Genomic DNA, 17,111 nt, shown 5'->3' with positions numbered 1-17,111 from the left:
CTTGTCGTGACGGCAGGCGTCTATGCGCCTATCGCTAGCAAGACATACCCGTTTCATTCACTCCTTGTCTGACCACTTTTGAGCGGCAGGCTACAACCCGTAAGGAGCATTCATGCGTCATTACGAAATTATCTTTTTGGTCCACCCGGATCAAAGCGAGCAAGTCGGCGGCATGGTTGAGCGTTACACCAAGCTGATCGAAGAAGACGGCGGCAAAATCCACCGTCTGGAAGATTGGGGCCGTCGTCAACTGGCCTACGCAATCAACAATGTTCACAAGGCTCACTACGTGATGCTGAACGTTGAGTGCACTGGCAAGGCCCTGGCCGAGCTGGAAGACAACTTCCGTTACAACGATGCAGTGATCCGTAACCTGGTCATCCGTCGCGAAGAAGCCGTTACCGGCCAATCCGAGATGCTCAAGGCTGAAGAAAACCGCAGTGAGCGCCGTGAGCGTCGTGACCGTCCTGAGCATTCTGACAGCGCCGATGGCGATGACAGCGATAACAGCGACGCCAGCGACAACGCTGACGAGTAATCCACGGACCTTTTAAGGAGCCAATTACATGGCACGTTTCTTCCGTCGTCGTAAATTCTGCCGCTTCACCGCTGAAGACGTGAAAGAGATCGATTACAAAGATCTCAACACTCTGAAAGCCTACGTATCCGAAACCGGCAAAATCGTTCCAAGCCGTATCACCGGTACCAAAGCTCGTTATCAGCGTCAGCTGGCCACCGCTATCAAGCGCGCCCGCTTCCTGGCCCTGCTGGCCTACACCGACAGCCACGGCCGCTGAGACCGGGTAGTCGACAAGTAGTAAGGGATTGAATGCATGCGTGCCTTAGCTGAGTTCATCATGCGCGGCCGGATGCAGGCCTCTTTGATAGTGGCCGGATGTGCGGCATTGCCGTTCTTGTACTGGTTGGGTGCCGCCGCAGGTTGCTTTGTGCTGCTGCGGCGCGGGCTGAAGGACGCCGTTGGCGTTCTCGCTCTGGGGCTGCTACCGGCGTTGGTCTGGTGGCTGTACTCCGATGATCCACGCGCACTCATGGTGCTGCTGGGGTCTGCGAGCCTTGCGTTGGTTTTGCGCGCAAGCGAGTCCTGGAGTCGTGTGCTGCTGGTCAGCATCGCCCTGGGGTTGGTGTATGCAGTGGTTCTGGATGCGGTTTTCCGCCCTCACATCGAGATGCTGGCGCAGGCGTTGGTTAAATACCTGCCGCAGGCTCTGGGTGATCTCTACCAGCAATTGTCGGTAGAAGAGCGAGTGCGTCTGGAGTCATTGGTTGCTCCGGTCCTGACCGGTTTGATTGCGGCATTGTTGCAAATCGTCAGCTTGCTGAGCCTGATTATCGGGCGGTACTGGCAGGCGTTGTTGTACAACCCCGGTGGTTTTGCCCGCGAGTTTCGCGGGATCAGAATCCCGCTGGGGCCAGCGATGTTGCTGCTGGCGTGCATGCTTCTGGGACCGAACCTCGGTCCGCAGATGGCGATGTTGACGCCGTTGTGCAGCGTACCGCTGATCTTCGCCGGGCTGGCCCTGATTCACGGGCTGGTGGCGCAAGGGCGACTGGCCAAGTTCTGGCTGGTGGGGTTGTACGTAATGCTGTTGCTGTCCATGCAGCTGATCTATCCGTTACTCGTGGTGTTGGCCATTGTCGACAGCCTGATTGATTTTCGCGGACGCCTGGCGCCGAAAGACGCCGATAACGGCCCTGCGAACGGTGAAGGTTAAAAGTTAAGAGGATTTCCACATGCAACTGATCCTTCTGGAAAAAATCGCCAACCTGGGCAACCTGGGCGATAAGGTAAACGTTAAGGCTGGTTACGGCCGTAACTACCTGCTGCCTTTCGGCAAAGCTACCGCTGCGACCGCTGCCAACGTGGCTGCGTTCGAAGAGCGTCGTGCTGAGCTGGAAAAAGCGGCAGCTGACAAGAAAGCTTCGGCTGAATCGCGCGCCGCCCAACTGGCTGAGCTGGAAGTGACTATCACTGCCACCGCCGGTGACGAAGGCAAGCTGTTCGGTTCGATCGGCACCCACGACATCGCTGATGCACTGACCGCCTCCGGCGTTGAAGTGGCAAAAAGCGAAGTTCGTCTGCCGAACGGCACCATCCGCAACGTGGGTGAATTCGACGTGGCCGTGCACCTGCACGCCGAAGTTGAAGCAACCGTTCGCGTTGTTGTGGTGGCTGCTTAAGCAGTACCCAATCGGCTGGCACCTTGCGTGTCGGCCGGTTAACATCGGGCACGACTCTGTTCATTCAGGTCGTGCCCTTTGTCTTTGTGCAACCCCCTAATTCCGTGTGGCCATGAACGATATCTCCGCTCCAGAGCAATACGACCTGCAAACCGCTGCCCTGAAGGTGCCGCCCCATTCCATCGAGGCCGAACAGGCCGTGCTCGGTGGTCTGATGCTGGACAACAACGCCTGGGAACGCGTGCTCGACCAGGTTTCGGACGGCGACTTCTATCGGCATGACCACCGCCTGATCTTCCGGGCGATCGCCAAGCTGGCCGATCAGAACATGCCCATCGACGTGGTCACCCTGTCCGAGCAACTGGACAAGGAAGGCCAGACCTCGCAAGTGGGGGGGCTCGGCTACCTGGGTGAGTTGGCGAAAAACACGCCGTCGGTGGCCAACATCAAGGCTTATGCGCAGATCGTGCGTGCGCGGGCTACCCTGCGCCAACTGATCGGCATTGCCACCGAGATCGCTGACAGCGCCTTCAACCCTGAAGGGCGCACCGCCGAAGAGATCCTCGATGAAGCCGAACGGCAGATCTTCCAGATCGCCGAGGCCCGGCCGAAAACCGGTGGCCCGGTCAACGTCAACGACCTGTTGACCAAGGCCATCGACCGTATCGATACGCTGTTCAACACCGACAACGCCATCACCGGCCTGTCCACCGGCTACACCGACCTCGACGGCATGACCAGCGGCCTGCAGCCGGCCGACCTGATCATTGTCGCTGGCCGTCCGTCCATGGGTAAGACCACCTTCGCCATGAACTTGGTGGAGAACGCGGTACTGCGCAGCGACAAGGCGGTGCTGGTGTACTCCCTCGAGATGCCAGGTGAATCGCTGATCATGCGGATGCTCTCGTCCCTGGGCCGTATCGATCAGACCAAGGTCCGTGCCGGTCGCCTGGAAGACGACGATTGGCCGCGCCTGACCTCGGCGGTCAACCTGCTCAATGATCGCAAGCTGTTTATCGACGACACCGCGGGTATCAGCCCGTCGGAAATGCGTGCGCGCACCCGGCGCCTGGTGCGTGAGCACGGCGATGTCGGTCTGATCATGATCGACTACCTGCAATTGATGCAGATCCCGGGTTCGGGGGGCGACAACCGGACCAACGAGATTTCCGAGATCTCCCGGTCCCTGAAGGCCCTGGCCAAAGAGTTCAACTGCCCGGTGGTGGCGCTGTCGCAGCTCAACCGCTCCCTGGAGCAGCGGCCGAACAAGCGCCCGATCAACTCCGACCTGCGCGAATCCGGAGCGATCGAGCAGGATGCCGACGTGATCATGTTCGTTTACCGGGATGAGGTCTATCACCCGGAAACCGAGCACAAGGGGATCGCCGAAATCATCATCGGCAAGCAGCGGAACGGCCCGATCGGCACCGCGCGCCTGGCGTTTATCGGTAAATACACCCGTTTCGAAAACCTGGCGCCGGGCAGCTACAACTTCGACGACGAGTAAGTCGGCAGGCGCGAGTCGTTCCGCGCCCAGGCCCTGGATCACGCCTCCCAGCCATTTCCGACTGTAGCCGTCGGAATTGGTCAAATTTTGTGCTATATTCCGCGCCCGCGATTTTCCTGCACACCTAACACCGGTCATCGACATGCAAGCAGCCAAGCCGTTATTTGACTATCCCAAGTACTGGGCCGAATGTTTCGGGCCAGCGCCATTCCTGCCCATGAGCAGGGAGGAGATGGATCAGCTCGGCTGGGATTCATGCGACGTGATCATCGTCACCGGCGATGCCTACGTCGACCACCCGTCATTTGGTATGGCGATCATTGGCCGGCTGCTGGAGTCCCAGGGCTTTCGCGTCGGGATCATTGCCCAGCCGAACTGGCAGTCCAAAGACGATTTCATGAAGCTGGGCGAGCCCAACCTGTTCTTCGGCGTCGCGGCCGGCAATATGGACTCGATGATCAACCGCTACACCGCCGACAAGAAAGTCCGCTCCGATGACGCCTACACGCCGGGCGGCCTGGCCGGAAAGCGTCCGGACCGCGCCAGCCTGGTCTACAGCCAGCGCTGCAAGGAAGCCTACAAAAATGTGCCGATTGTCCTGGGTGGCATCGAGGCGTCGCTGCGCCGGATCGCCCACTACGACTACTGGCAGGACCGCGTACGCAACTCGATCCTGATCGACGCCTGCGCCGATATCCTGCTGTACGGCAACGCCGAGCGGGCCATTGTCGAAGTGGCCCAGCGCCTGTCGTTCGGGCACAAGGTCGAAGACATCACCGATGTGCGCGGTACCGCGTTTATCCGCCGTGATACCCCCAAGGACTGGTACGAAGTCGACTCCACGCGTATCGATCGTCCGGGCAAGATCGACAAGATCATCAACCCTTACGTCAATACCCAGGACACCGAGGCCTGCGCCATCGAGCAGGACAAGGGCCCGGTCGACGATCCCCAGGAAGCCAAGGTCGTCCAGATCCTGGCCAGCCCGCGTATGACCCGCGACAAGACGGTTATCCGCCTGCCGTCGATGGAAAAAGTGCGCGGTGACGCCGTGCTCTATGCCCACGCCAACCGCGTACTGCACCTGGAAACCAACCCGGGCAACGCCCGTGCGCTGGTGCAAAAGCATGGCGAGGTCGATGTCTGGTTCAACCCGCCGCCCATTCCAATGACTACCGAAGAAATGGACTACGTGTTCGGCATGCCCTATGCGCGCATTCCGCACCCGGCGTATGGCAAGGAGAAGATCCCGGCCTACGACATGATCCGTTTCTCGGTCAACATCATGCGTGGCTGCTTCGGTGGCTGCACCTTCTGTTCGATTACCGAGCACGAAGGCCGGATCATCCAGAACCGCTCCCATGATTCGATCATTCGCGAGATCGAAGAAATCCGCGACAAGGTGCCGGGCTTTACCGGGGTGATTTCCGACCTCGGCGGGCCGACCGCGAACATGTACCGCATTGCCTGCAAGAGCCCGGAAATCGAATCCGCGTGCCGCAAGCCTTCGTGCGTGTTCCCCGGTATTTGCCCGAACCTCAATACCGACCACTCGTCGCTGATCCAGCTCTATCGCAGCGCTCGCGCCTTGCCGGGTGTGAAGAAAATCCTGATCGCTTCCGGCCTGCGCTATGACCTCGCGGTCGAGTCGCCGGAATACGTCAAGGAACTGGTGACTCACCACGTGGGCGGCTACCTGAAGATCGCCCCGGAGCACACCGAGGAAGGTCCGCTCAACCAGATGATGAAGCCGGGCATCGGTAGCTATGACAAGTTCAAGCGGATGTTCGAGAAGTACTCCAAGGAAGCCGGCAAAGAGCAGTACCTGATTCCGTACTTTATCGCGGCCCACCCTGGCACCACCGACGAGGACATGATGAACCTCGCGTTGTGGCTCAAGGGCAACGGCTTCCGTGCCGATCAGGTGCAGGCGTTCTACCCGTCGCCCATGGCCACCGCCACGGCGATGTACCACTCGGGCAAGAACCCGCTGCGCAAAGTCACCTACAAGAGTGATGCGGTGACTATCGTCAAGAGCGACGAGCAGCGCCGACTGCACAAGGCGTTCCTGCGCTATCACGACCCCAAGGGTTGGCCGATGCTGCGTGAAGCCTTGCTGCGCATGGGCCGTGGCGATCTGATCGGGCCGGGCAAGAACCAGCTGATCCCGCTGCACCAGCCGGCGACCGACAGCTACCAGAGTGCGCGTCGCAAAAACTCGACGCCGGCCGGCAGCCACAAAGTCGCCAAGGAAACCAAGATCCTGACCCAGCACACCGGCCTGCCACCGCGCGCCAGTGATGGTGGCAACCCGTGGGACAAGCGCGAGCAGGCCAAGGCGGCGGCCTTCGCCCGCAACAAGCAGGCGGCCAAAGACCGTCAGGACGCGGCGAAGGGCAAAGGCCCGAAGCCGACGCGCAAGCCTGTAGTACCGCGCTAAGCGCGCCTTGCTAGAACACAACGCCAGCCTCGTGCTGGCGTTGTGCATTCTGGGGTTTGGCGCAGGCGACAGGTGTGCGCCGTTTTTGTGCGCAGCGCTGCACAGCGGCGTGAGGGTGGCGCGATTATGGTGCTGTGCTTAGCTGAGCGGACTGCATCAACGCCGCAGGCGCCTGGCTTGCCCGGATGGCATAAGTCTTGCGCGCGTCCATCACTCTCCAGGCTCGCAGGAGGCACGCCGTGTCGATCCATGTCGCGTTGCACCATGTCACGCATTACCGCTACGACCGTGCGGTCGAACTGGGTCCGCAGATTGTGCGTTTGCGCCCGGCGCCCCATAGCCGCACGCGGATTCTTTCCTATGCCTTGAAGGTGCTGCCCGAGCAGCACTTTATCAATTGGCAGCAGGATCCCCAGGGCAACTATCTGGCCCGGCTGGTTTTTGCGCAGAAGACCGACGAGTTGCGTATTGAAGTCGACCTTGTGGCCGAGATGGCGGTGTTCAATCCGTTCGACTTCTTCCTGGAGCCTTACGCTGAACACATCCCTTTCGCCTATGCCGCCGATGAGCAGCGTGAGCTGGCGCCCTATCTGGAAACGCTGCCGCTGACGCCCAGGCTCCAGGCTTATCTGGAGGGCATCGATCGCACGCCGCTGCCCAGCGTCGATTTCCTGGTGGCGCTCAACCAGCGTTTGAGCGAAGACATCGCTTACCTGATCCGCATGGAGCCGGGTGTGCAGACGCCCGAACAGACCTTGGGTAATGCCTCCGGCTCCTGCCGCGATTCGGCCTGGCTGCTGGTACAACTGCTGCGCAACCTGGGCCTGGCCGCGCGCTTTGTGTCTGGCTATCTGATCCAGTTGAGTGCCGATATCAAGGCGCTGGATGGTCCCAGCGGTACCGAGGTCGATTTCACCGATCTGCATGCCTGGTGTGAGGTCTACCTGCCGGGGGCCGGCTGGATCGGCCTGGACGCCACCTCCGGGCTGTTTGCTGGTGAAGGCCATATCCCGTTGGCCTGTAGTCCTGATCCGTCCTCTGCGGCACCCATCAGCGGCCTGGTCGAGCCCTGCGATGCGGTGTTCAGCCATGAAATGTCGGTGGAGCGCATCTGGGAGGCGCCGCGGGTTACCCGGCCCTATAGCGACGAGCAATGGACGGCGATCCAGGCCCTGGGGCGGCAGATTGATGCCGAACTGCTCGAAGGCGATGTGCGCCTGACCATGGGCGGCGAGCCGACCTTTATCGCTATTGACGAACCTGACGCGGCCGAATGGAACACGGCCGCCCTGGGGCCGACCAAGCGTCGGCTTGCTGCCGAGCTGTACCAGCGCCTGCGCAAGCGCTATGCGCCCAAGGGCCTGGTGCATTTCGGCCAGGGCAAGTGGTACCCCGGCGAGCAGCTGCCGCGCTGGTCGCTGAACGCTTACTGGCGGTGCGATGGCTTGCCGTTGTGGCACAACCCGGCGTTGATTGCCGACGAACAGCAAGACTATGGCGCCGACGCCGAGCTGGCCGGGCGGTTTTTGGCTGGCGTTGCCGAGCGTTTGCAGGTGCCGGCGCGTTTTGTCTTCCCGGCCTATGAAGACAGTCTCTATTACCTCTGGCGCGAAGGCGCTCTGGCGAGCAATGTCACGGCGCAGGATTCGCGGCTGGACGATGAGTTGGAACGCGCGCGCCTGCGCAAGGTTTTCGCCCAGGGGCTGGGCCAGGTGATTGGCCAGGTGTTGCCCCTGGCTCGCACCGCTGCCGGTGATCGCTGGCAAAGCGGGCGCTGGTATCTGCGCGAGCAGGTTTGTCGCCTGGTGCCGGGGGATTCGCCGCTGGGCTATCGGCTGCCTCTGGCCTCGCAACCCTGGGTCAAGGCGGCGGAGTATCCGTTTATCCACCCCACTGATCCCAACCAGGACATGGGGCCGCTGCCTTCGCCCGAACAACTGGCCGAACACCAGGCGGCCGTTGAGGATGAGCGCGAGCCCAGGCTCGATGAGTCGGCCGACTGGCTGACGCGCACAGCCTTTTGTGCCGAGGCGCGGGAGGGCCGGCTCTATCTGTTTATGCCGCCGCTGGAGCGGGTCGAGGACTATCTGGAACTGGTCAGCGCCATTGAGGCCACCGCCGAGGCGCTGCACTGCCCGGTGTTGCTCGAAGGCTACGAGCCGCCGGCAGACCCCCGCCTGAGCAATTTTCGGGTGACCCCGGACCCGGGCGTGATCGAGGTCAATGTGCAGCCATCGGCCAGTTGGGACGAACTGGTCGAGCGCACCGAGTTTCTGTACGAGCAGGCTCGGCTGACGCGCCTGACCAGCGAAAAGTTCATGATCGACGGGCGCCATACCGGCACCGGCGGCGGCAACCATTTTGTCTTGGGTGGCGCGACGCCAGCGGATTCGCCGTTTCTGCGCCGGCCTGATCTGCTGCGCAGCCTGATCAGCTACTGGCATAACCATCCGTCGTTGTCCTACCTGTTCTCCGGTCTGTTTATCGGCCCGACCTCCCAGGCCCCTCGTGTCGACGAAGCGCGCAACGACTCGCTCTATGAGCTGGAGATTGCCTTTGCCCAGATGCCGGAAGCGGGTGAAGCCTGCCCGCCGTGGCTGGTCGACCGGTTGCTGCGCAACCTGTTGATCGATGTGACGGGCAATACCCATCGCGCCGAGTTCTGCATCGATAAGCTCTATTCGCCGGACGGTGCCACCGGGCGCCTGGGCCTGCTGGAGCTGCGGGCCTTTGAAATGCCGCCCCATGCGCGCATGAGCCTGGCCCAGCAGTTGCTGCTGCGCGCGCTGGTGGCGCGTTTCTGGCGCGAGCCGTATACGCCGACCCGCCTGGTGCGCTGGGGGACGGAACTGCATGACCGCTTTATGCTGGCGCACTTTATCGAGCAGGATTTCGCCGACGTCATCGTCGAACTCAATGCAGCGGGTTATGCGCTGCGGGCCGAGTGGTTTGCCGCGCACCTGGAGTTCCGGTTCCCCAAGGTCGGTGACTATGCGGTGGCCGGTATCGAGCTGGAGCTGCGCCAGGCGCTGGAGCCCTGGCATGTACTCGGCGAGGAGGGCGGCGGCGGTGCGGCGGTACGCTATGTCGACTCTTCCCTGGAACGTTTGCAGGTGCGCGTCAGTGGCATGGCGCCGCAGCGCTATGTGCTGACCTGCAATGGCGTGGCGGTGCCGCTGCAACCGACCGGGCGGGTGGGCGAATTTGTCGCCGGCGTGCGTTATCGCGCCTGGCAGCCGGCCAGTTGCCTGCAGCCGACCATCGGCGTGCATGCGCCCTTGGTATTCGACCTGGTGGATACCTGGGGTCAACGCTCGCTCGGGGGCTGTCAGTACCATGTCGCGCATCCGGGTGGACGCAATTACGACAGCCTGCCGGTCAACGCCAACGAGGCTGAAAGCCGGCGCATGGCGCGTTTCTTCCGCCTGGGGCACAGCCCGGGGCCGTTGATCGTGCCGACGTTGGAGCGCAATGACGAGTTGCCATTGACCCTGGACCTGAGGCTCCACTAGCGCAGCCCGGCGCCCGGATTGATGGTGATATCCGGGTGTCATGGTGCTGCGCTAATCTGAATGACCACGCTGTCTGCCGAGCTTTCCATGCCCGACCTGCTTGACCACTACCCGCTGAGCGCGGGCACTTATCACGAACTGCTGGACGACAGCGGTGCGGTCCGCGCGCATTGGCAGCGGCTGTTCGACCATTTGCAGCGCAGCACCCCGGCTCAATTGGCCCAGCGCCAGGCGCTGTTGACCCGCCAGATCCAGGAAAACGGCGTGACCTACAACGTCTACGCCGATCCCAAGGGGGCGGACCGGCCCTGGGAGCTGGACCTGTTGCCCCATGTGATCGCCGCGCACGAGTGGCAGCACCTGGCCGCTGGGATTGCCCAGCGTGCACGGCTGCTCAATGCCCTGCTCGCCGACCTTTACGGGCCCCAGACGCTGATTCGTGAAGGCTTGCTCCCTGCCGAACTGGTGTACGGCCACAACAACTTCCTGTGGCCGTGCCAGGGTATTCGCCCTCCGGAGGACACCTTCCTGCACCTGTTCGCCGTGGACCTGGCGCGCACGGCCGATGGTCGTTGGTGGGTTACCGCTGATCGTACGCAGGCGCCCTCGGGCGCCGGTTACGCGCTGGAGAACCGTACCATCGTCTCGCGGGCCTTTCCTGAGCTGTACCGCGACTTGCAGGTCCAGCATCTGGCCGGGTTCTTCCGCACCCTGCAGGAAACCCTGGCCCGCCAGGCGCCAGGCGGCGACGAAGCGCCGCTGGTGGTGCTGCTGACGCCGGGCCGCTTCAACGAAAGCTATTTCGAGCACCTGTACCTGGCGCGCCAACTGGGCTATCCACTGGTCGAGGGCGGGGATCTGACGGTGCGTGATGGCACGGTCTATCTGAAAACCCTGAGTGGCTTGCGTCGGGTCCACGCGATCATGCGTCGGCTCGACGATGATTTCTGTGACCCGCTGGAGCTGCGTACCGATTCGGCCCTGGGCGTGCCCGGGCTGCTCGATGCGGTGCGCCAGGGGCGTGTGCTGGTAGCCAATGCCCTGGGCAGCGGGGTGCTGGAGTCGCCTGGGCTGTTGGGGTTTCTGCCGAAGATCAATCAATTCCTGTTTGGTGAGGAACTGATCCTGCCGTCGATTGCCACCTGGTGGTGCGGCGAAGCGCCGGTGATGGCCCAGGCCCTGGAAAAACTGCCGCAACTGGTGATCAAGCCGGCATTTCCCTCCCAGAGCTTTGCCCCGGTGCTGGGTCGCGACTTGAACGCGGCCCAACGCCTGGCGCTGGCCGAACGCATGCAGGCGAGGCCTTACGCCTATGTGGCCCAGGAGTTGGCGCAGTTGTCCCAGGCGCCGGTCTGGCAGGCCGAAGAGGCGCAGTTGCAGCCCCGGGCCATTGGCATGCGGGTGTATGCGGTGGCCAGTGCCGACGGTTATCGGGTCCTGCCCGGCGGGTTGACCCGGGTGGCCGCCGAGGCGGATGCCGAGGTGGTGTCGATGCAGCGCGGGGGGGCCAGCAAGGACACCTGGGTGCTGGGCGACCACGCACCCAGTGGCGAGCAGTGGCGCGCCCAGCGCACGCTGGGGGTGCATGACCTGATCCGACGCGATCCCTACCTGCCCTCGCGGGTGGTGGAGAACCTGTTCTGGTTCGGGCGCTATTGCGAACGCTGCGATGACAGCGCGCGGCTGCTGCGCATTGTGCTGGCGCGCTATATCGATGGGGACGATCCGCTGGCCTTGCAGGCGGCTGTTGAACTGGCCGAAAGCCTGATGTTACTGCCCGAAGAAGGCACGTTGCCGGAGCGCCTGCTGGAAGCGCTGCTGGGCGAGGATTGGTCCTACAGCTTGCGCGCCAATCTGCAGCGCCTGCAAGGAGCGGCATCGCAGGTGCGCGGCAAGCTTTCGCGGGAGAACTGGCAAGCACTGGTCGAGCTGCAGCGCGAGGCCCAGGGCCTGGATAGCGCTGATGCGGATTTCGGCGAGTTGCTGGATTTTCTCAACCGCCTGGTGACCTCGTTGGCCGCGTTGTCGGGTTTTGCCCTCGACGATATGACCCGCGACGAAGGCTGGCGCTTTCTGATGATCGGCCGGCGTCTGGAACGCCTGCAATTTCTGAGCAGCAGCCTGGCGGCGTTTCTGCGCGGTGCCGCAGTGTTTGACCAGGCGGGCCTGGCCTGGCTGCTGGAGCTGGGGAACAGCAGCATCACCTACCGCTCGCGCTATCTGGCGGTGCCTCAGTTGATCCCGGTGCTCGATCTGCTCTTGCTCGACGAGCAGAACCCCCATGCCGTGCTGTTCCAGCTCAAGCTGGTGGCGCGGACCCTGCGTCGCCTGAACGATGATTTCGGCGGCCCGCACGAGCAGGCCCTGGGCCTGCTGATCGAGCGCCTGGCGCGCTTCGACCTGGGCTGCCTGGAAAACCCGTTGTTCGGTGAGGCCAGCATTTATGCGGCGCTCGATGGCCTGGCCGAGCTGCTCGCAGACATTGCCGAGGCCGGCGCCCAGGCTTCCGATCGCCTGGCCCTGCGCCATTTTGCCCATGTCGATGATGTCAGCCAGCAAACGGTGTCCGTCTGATGAGTGTTCGTTACCAGATTCTTCACGAGACCCACTATCACTACGACAGCCCGGTCTCCCTGGCCCAGCAGTTGGCACACCTGTGGCCGCGTCCGTGTGCCTGGCAGGTGTGCAGTGAGCAGTCGCTGCAGATCAGCCCGGAGCCGACCTGCCGGCGCGACGAACAGGATGTCTTTGGCAATCCGCTGACGCGCCTGGCCTTCGAGCGACCCCACGACGCGTTGTTGGTCTATGCGCGGTTGGCGGTGCAGGTGCTGGCGCGGCCATGCCTGGATTTTGGCCTGTCCCAGGCCTGGGAACGGACGCGCGATGCCCTGATCTACAACAGCCAGCCCATTGCCAGCGATACACTGGATGCTTGCCGCTACCGTTTCGAGTCGCCCTATGTGCATTTGAAAACATGCTTTGTGGCGTTCTCCGAAAGCTGTTTCCCGGCCGGTCGTCCGCTGTTGCTGGGGGCCCAGGCCCTGATGGAGAAGATCTTCGGCGAGTTTACCTTCGATGCCGAAGCGACCCAGGTCGCCACGCCACTGGTCGAGGTGCTGGAGCGCCGGCGCGGGGTGTGCCAGGACTTTGCCCATCTGATGCTCGCCTGCCTGCGCTCGCGTGGCCTTGCGGCGCGCTACGTCAGCGGCTACTTATTGACCCGGCCACCGCCCGGCCAGCCACGGCTGATCGGCGCCGATGCGTCCCATGCCTGGGTGGCGGTGTATTGCCCGGTACTGGGCTGGGTGGATTTTGATCCGACCAATAATGTGCAGCCGGCGCTGGAGCACATCACATTGGCCTGGGGGCGGGATTTTTCCGATGTTTCACCGCTGCGTGGGGTGATTCTCGGCGGTGGTCATCATGATCCGGAAGTCCGCGTGACGGTCCTGCCGGTGGGACCGGAGCTGTAGGCGCGCGGCGGACAAGCCGGGCGCGCGTCTGCAACGGTCTGTCGACTCATGCCTCGGGGGCTTGGGTGTCGTCAGCGGTGTTGTCGGTCGATTCGGTGTCTGGCTCGGCGTGTTCGCCTTCGGTCTCGGCTGCAGCCTTCTTGCGTTGCAGCTTTTCCTCTTTCTTCTGTTCCTTGGCCAGGTCGCGTTGACGTTTGGCGAAGGAGTAATTGGGTTTGGCCATGGGCGATCCTCTGGGGTCGAAGGGGAGGTTGAGCGGCGCGTATTCTGCCTGTTATCGAGGCGCAGCGGTTAGCGCGGTTTTTCCTCGGCCCATTTTGGCGGGGCCAGGGGCTGCCAGGCGTCCAGCGCATCCACCAGATCGCGCGGCGATTCGTGGATTTGCAGCATGGCACGGTGTTCCTTGCGGACAAACCCTTCGCCGACGATATGGTCGAGAAAGCCGCCGAGCTTGTTGTAGAAACCGTTCACTTCCAGCAGCCCCAGTGGCTTGCCGTGGTAGCCAAGCTGGCCCCAGGTCCAGACTTCGAACAGCTCTTCCAACGTGCCCAGGCCCCCGGGCAGGGCAATAAAGGCATCGCTGAGTTCGGCCATGCGCGCCTTGCGTGCATGCATGCCGTCGACCACTTCCAGGCGGGTCAGGCCGCTGTGGCCGACTTCGGCGTTTTTCAGGCTTTCGGGGATGATCCCGATCACTTCCCCGCCCGCCGCCAGGGCCGCATCGGCAACGATGCCCATCAGTCCCACGGCGCCGCCGCCATACACCAGGCGTATCTTGCGTTCGGCCAGATGACGACCCAAGGCCGTGGCCGCATCACGATAGGCTGGATGTTCACCGGTGCTCGAGCCGCAGAATACACAAATTGATACTAAAGACATGGGCAACTCCGTGATCGACAGGGAACACAGAGTAAAGGCTCAAAACGGCACCTCCAAGGATCAATCTTCCTGCGTGGGGTTTTCGTACGAACCAGTGGCGCCACAGGCGTAGGCCGCGAGCAGGCTGCGAAACAGGCTATTGAGGTGCATGACAGGTCTCCCAAAGTGGATGGCAGAGTAATGTTAGGGCATGGGGATTCGTCTGACTGTTTAACAAAATCCATCGGGCCAATAGGCCGAAAGTTGTATACAGTTCGTTGATTGAGGTCATAGGAACTCATTCTCAATTCAGGCAGTCTCTCCTCCAGACTGCCCTTATTTTCTACCCTGCCTTGGAGATCCACCATGTTTGCGAAAGTCGTAGCGGTATCCCTGTTGACCCTGGCCAGCGGTCAATTGCTGGCTGCCGAATGCAAGGTCGATGTTGATTCCACCGACCAGATGTCCTTCAACACGAAGGAAATCACCATCGACAAGAGCTGCAAGACCTTCACCGTCAACCTGACTCACTCGGGCAACCTGCCGAAGAACGTGATGGGCCACAACTGGGTGCTGAGCAAGGCCGCTGACATGGTGGGTATCACCACCGACGGTATGGCTGCCGGCATCGACAAGAACTACCTGAAGGATGGCGACACCCGCATCATCGCCCACACCAAGATCATCGGTGCTGGCGAGAAAGATTCGGTGACTTTCGACGTGTCGAAACTGACCGCTGGCGAAAGCTACCAGTTCTTCTGCTCGTTCCCGGGCCACAGCTCGATGATGAAAGGCGCTGTCGTTCTCAAGTAACGCGGCCTTTGCTCCGGCGCCCTTGCGGCGCCGGATCTGTTTTACCCCTTGCCGATTGCCCTCATGCCCTGTCGCGGTTGCCGTCAGGTAGCGCTTGAGTGCGCAGTATTGGCCATCCCTGTTCCTTCGAACGTTCTGAACCCGCGCTGCATGCCTGTTCAGGGCCGCTTTGTGCCCGAATGCAGGCGGCATTGGCTACGCGCGGCGCGTAGCCTGTGTGCAGCGCGTGTTAAGGCGCGAAGGGCATTTCGCGCTTGTGCTGGGTCTTCTCGAAGGTCTTGCAGATGATCTCGAAGGCCTCTTCACGCACCGGCTCGCCGTGCAGGAAGGCATCGATCTCGGCATAGGTCACGCCATGGGAGGCTTCGTCCGGCTTGCCGGGCGAGAGGTCCTCAAGGTCGGCCGTCGGAACTTTTTCCACCAGTGATTCCGGTGCCCCGAAATACCGGGCGATACTGCGCACCTGGTTCTTCACCAGGCCGCTCAGGGGGGCCAGGTCGCAGGCGCCGTCGCCGAACTTGGTGAAAAAGCCCATCACCGCTTCCGCCGCGTGGTCGGTACCGATCACCAGGCCCTGGCGCGCGCCGGCAATGGTGTACTGGGCGACCATGCGCATGCGTGCCTTGGTATTGCCCAGCACGAAATCCACCGAAACCGCGTGCTGGCCTTCAAAGGCCGCCACCTGAGCGGCCAGGGCCTGGACGGCCGGACCGATGTTCACCGTATGGCGCTCGTCGGGGGCGATAAAGTCCACGGCGGCCTGGGCCTCATGTTCGTCGTACTGGGTCTGGTAGGGCAGGCGCACGGCAATGAAGCAGTACTGTGGATCACCGGTTTCGCTGCGCAGTTGTTCGACGGCGCGCTGGGCCAGCAAGCCGGCGGTCAGCGAGTCGACGCCGCCGCTGATGCCCAGCACCAGGGTCTTGAGCCCGGAATTGCGCAGGCACTGCTGGATAAAGGCGATGCGTCGGGCGATCTCAGCCTCGAGCGCGGCCTGGTCGGCGAAAGGCGGCTGGACCTTGAGCTGTTCGGCAATCTGACGCTGGACGGCTAGCATGATTCACTCCTTGCTGGATGGTTCGGGAACTTGGAAAACATGGCGCAGGTAGGCGACAAAGTTTGGGTCCTTGCACTGGGCCTTACCCGGTTCATCGGAAATCTTCGCCACGGGCTGGCCGTTGCAGGCCGTCATTTTAAGCACGATGCTCATCGGTTCCACACCTGGAATGTCGCAGGTCAGGTTGGTACCGATGCCGAAGCTGACATTGATCCGTCCCCGCAGCGCGCGGAAGATCTCCAGCGCCCTGGGCAGGTTGAGGCTGTCGGAAAACACCAGGGTCTTGCTCATGGGGTCGATGCCCAGTTCGTGGTAGCGCACGATCGCCTTTTCGGCCCAGAGCACCGGGTCCCCGGAGTCGTGGCGCAGGCCATCGAAGAGCTTGGCGAAGTACAGGTCGAAATCCTTGAGGAAGGCATCGGTGGTGATGCAGTCCGTCAAGGCGATCCCCAGTAGCCCACGGTATTCGCGGACCCAGCAATCGAGCGCGGCAATCTGGCTGTCGATCAGGCGCGGGCCGAGTTGCTGGTGGGCCATGATCCATTCGTGGGCCATGGTGCCCAGGGGCTTCATCTGCAGTTCGCGGGACAGGTGCACATTGCTGGTGCCGACAAAGCGTCCGGGGAAGTCATGCTTGAGTACATTGACCACCTCTTGCTGTACGCCATAGGAAAAGCGTCGGCGGGTGCCGAAGTCTGCGACCTGCAACTGCGACAGCTCTTCAGCATCGGCATTGGCCGTTAGCCAGTCGAACTTGCGATACAGCTGCTCGCGGGCCTGTTCCAGGCGCACTTCGCGGTAGCGATAACGGTTGCGGACCTCGCTGACAATCGACAGCAACGGTACTTCGAACAGGATCACATGCAGCCAGGGCCCGCGTAGGCGGATAAACAGCTCGCCGTTCTCGATGCCCGTGTGCACATAGCGCAGGTTGAAACGGAACAAGCCGAGAAACCGTAGGAAATCCGGCTTGAGAAAGCTGATGCGTTCCAGAAACCCCAACTGGTCGGCACTCAGGTCCAGCTCGGCCAGGCGTTCGATCTGGTAGCGGATCTCGGCGAGGTAGGGGCGCAGGTCTTCGCTGTTGCGGCAGCGGAACTCCCACTCGACTTCGACGTTGGGGTAGTTGTGCAGCACCGCCTGCATCATGGTCAGCTTGTAGAAGTCGGTGTCGAGCAGGTTTTGCACGATGCGATCGCCGAATACGCTCTCGCCCATAACGGGGTTCTCCAGACCGCTCGCGGCGCGTGGC

Annotated in this window: 14 protein-coding genes; 10 read left to right on the top strand and 4 right to left on the bottom strand. The window is 62.2% G+C overall.

Annotation, left to right across the window (positions count from 1 at the left end; all coding sequences use genetic code 11):
• Window positions 1–112: 112 nt before the first annotated feature.
• The 9 genes from rpsF to NPS46_RS11960 all read left to right on the top strand — a co-directional run bounded on the left by rpsF (window position 113) and on the right by NPS46_RS11960 (window position 13,131).
• Complete coding sequence (gene rpsF / locus NPS46_RS12000) at window positions 113–538, top strand: 30S ribosomal protein S6 (RefSeq protein ID WP_020299424.1); 426 nt, start codon at window positions 113–115, stop codon at window positions 536–538.
• 28 nt (window positions 539–566) lie between these two features.
• Window positions 567–797 carry a 30S ribosomal protein S18 gene (gene rpsR, locus NPS46_RS11995; protein WP_002551829.1) on the top strand — a complete coding sequence of 77 codons (231 nt, stop codon included), beginning with the start codon at window positions 567–569 and terminating at the stop codon, window positions 795–797.
• Between the two features lie 36 nt (window positions 798–833).
• On the top strand, window positions 834–1,733 hold the full coding sequence (locus tag NPS46_RS11990; RefSeq protein ID WP_274107362.1) for a hypothetical protein: 900 nt from the start codon (window positions 834–836) through the stop codon (window positions 1,731–1,733).
• A gap of 19 nt (window positions 1,734–1,752) precedes the next feature.
• Window positions 1,753–2,199 carry a 50S ribosomal protein L9 gene (rplI, locus tag NPS46_RS11985; RefSeq protein ID WP_274107360.1) on the top strand — a complete coding sequence of 149 codons (447 nt, stop codon included), beginning with the start codon at window positions 1,753–1,755 and terminating at the stop codon, window positions 2,197–2,199.
• Window positions 2,200–2,311: 112 nt separating this feature from the next.
• The gene (dnaB, locus tag NPS46_RS11980) at window positions 2,312–3,706 is read left to right on the top strand and encodes a replicative DNA helicase (protein WP_274107358.1); all 1,395 of its coding nucleotides are present in this window, start codon (window positions 2,312–2,314) and stop codon (window positions 3,704–3,706) included.
• Between the two features lie 142 nt (window positions 3,707–3,848).
• Window positions 3,849–6,146 (top strand): YgiQ family radical SAM protein, encoded by a 2,298-nt coding sequence (locus NPS46_RS11975; protein WP_274107356.1) that lies wholly within the window; start codon window positions 3,849–3,851, stop codon window positions 6,144–6,146.
• A 239-nt stretch (window positions 6,147–6,385) separates the two neighbouring features.
• Window positions 6,386–9,658, top strand: a complete 3,273-nt coding sequence (locus NPS46_RS11970) for a DUF2126 domain-containing protein (RefSeq protein WP_274107354.1) — start codon at window positions 6,386–6,388, stop codon at window positions 9,656–9,658.
• A gap of 87 nt (window positions 9,659–9,745) precedes the next feature.
• Window positions 9,746–12,232, top strand: a complete 2,487-nt coding sequence (locus tag NPS46_RS11965; RefSeq protein ID WP_274108060.1) for a circularly permuted type 2 ATP-grasp protein — start codon at window positions 9,746–9,748, stop codon at window positions 12,230–12,232.
• Entirely contained in the window at window positions 12,232–13,131 is a 900-nt protein-coding gene (locus NPS46_RS11960) for a transglutaminase family protein (protein ID WP_274107352.1), read from the top strand. Before NPS46_RS11965 ends, NPS46_RS11960 begins: the two co-directional genes overlap by 1 nt.
• Before the next feature lie 46 nt (window positions 13,132–13,177).
• Here NPS46_RS11960 and NPS46_RS11955 read toward each other — a convergent pair whose 3' ends face one another.
• Together NPS46_RS11955 and NPS46_RS11950 are read right to left on the bottom strand one after the other, a co-directional pair.
• The gene (locus tag NPS46_RS11955; RefSeq protein WP_274107350.1) at window positions 13,178–13,354 is read right to left on the bottom strand and encodes a hypothetical protein; all 177 of its coding nucleotides are present in this window, start codon (window positions 13,352–13,354) and stop codon (window positions 13,178–13,180) included.
• Window positions 13,355–13,422: 68 nt separating this feature from the next.
• Window positions 13,423–14,010, bottom strand: a complete 588-nt coding sequence (locus tag NPS46_RS11950; RefSeq protein WP_274107348.1) for a TIGR00730 family Rossman fold protein — start codon at window positions 14,008–14,010, stop codon at window positions 13,423–13,425.
• 345 nt (window positions 14,011–14,355) lie between these two features.
• Between NPS46_RS11950 and azu the strand changes: the two genes are divergently transcribed.
• Window positions 14,356–14,802: an azurin gene (azu, locus tag NPS46_RS11945; RefSeq protein ID WP_274107346.1), complete on the top strand. Its 447-nt coding sequence runs from the start codon at window positions 14,356–14,358 to the stop codon at window positions 14,800–14,802.
• 229 nt (window positions 14,803–15,031) lie between these two features.
• Here azu and nadE read toward each other — a convergent pair whose 3' ends face one another.
• Together nadE and pncB are read right to left on the bottom strand one after the other, a co-directional pair.
• Window positions 15,032–15,859: an ammonia-dependent NAD(+) synthetase gene (gene nadE / locus NPS46_RS11940; protein ID WP_274107344.1), complete on the bottom strand. Its 828-nt coding sequence runs from the start codon at window positions 15,857–15,859 to the stop codon at window positions 15,032–15,034.
• Window positions 15,860–15,862: 3 nt separating this feature from the next.
• Entirely contained in the window at window positions 15,863–17,077 is a 1,215-nt protein-coding gene (gene pncB / locus NPS46_RS11935; RefSeq protein ID WP_274107342.1) for a nicotinate phosphoribosyltransferase, read from the bottom strand.
• Window positions 17,078–17,111: the final 34 nt, after the last annotated feature.

Origin of the sequence: Pseudomonas putida, assembly GCF_028682395.1 — a bacterium.
Lineage (GTDB): Bacteria > Pseudomonadota > Gammaproteobacteria > Pseudomonadales > Pseudomonadaceae > Aquipseudomonas > Aquipseudomonas putida_AB.
Note: the sequence above shows the minus strand (reverse complement) of the source record. Positions and strands in the feature narration are given on the sequence as shown.

Coding starts and splice junctions, on each gene's coding strand:
- pncB (WP_274107342.1), bottom strand. CDS start 17,077: ATGGGCGAGAGCGTATTCGGCGATCGCATCGTGCAAAACCTGCTCGAC.
- rpsR (WP_002551829.1), top strand. CDS start 567: ATGGCACGTTTCTTCCGTCGTCGTAAATTCTGCCGCTTCACCGCTGAA.
- dnaB (WP_274107358.1), top strand. CDS start 2,312: ATGAACGATATCTCCGCTCCAGAGCAATACGACCTGCAAACCGCTGCC.
- NPS46_RS11955 (WP_274107350.1), bottom strand. CDS start 13,354: ATGGCCAAACCCAATTACTCCTTCGCCAAACGTCAACGCGACCTGGCC.
- rplI (WP_274107360.1), top strand. CDS start 1,753: ATGCAACTGATCCTTCTGGAAAAAATCGCCAACCTGGGCAACCTGGGC.
- NPS46_RS11965 (WP_274108060.1), top strand. CDS start 9,746: ATGCCCGACCTGCTTGACCACTACCCGCTGAGCGCGGGCACTTATCAC.
- NPS46_RS11990 (WP_274107362.1), top strand. CDS start 834: ATGCGTGCCTTAGCTGAGTTCATCATGCGCGGCCGGATGCAGGCCTCT.
- azu (WP_274107346.1), top strand. CDS start 14,356: ATGTTTGCGAAAGTCGTAGCGGTATCCCTGTTGACCCTGGCCAGCGGT.
- NPS46_RS11975 (WP_274107356.1), top strand. CDS start 3,849: ATGCAAGCAGCCAAGCCGTTATTTGACTATCCCAAGTACTGGGCCGAA.
- NPS46_RS11950 (WP_274107348.1), bottom strand. CDS start 14,010: ATGTCTTTAGTATCAATTTGTGTATTCTGCGGCTCGAGCACCGGTGAA.
- rpsF (WP_020299424.1), top strand. CDS start 113: ATGCGTCATTACGAAATTATCTTTTTGGTCCACCCGGATCAAAGCGAG.
- nadE (WP_274107344.1), bottom strand. CDS start 15,859: ATGCTAGCCGTCCAGCGTCAGATTGCCGAACAGCTCAAGGTCCAGCCG.
- NPS46_RS11960 (WP_274107352.1), top strand. CDS start 12,232: ATGAGTGTTCGTTACCAGATTCTTCACGAGACCCACTATCACTACGAC.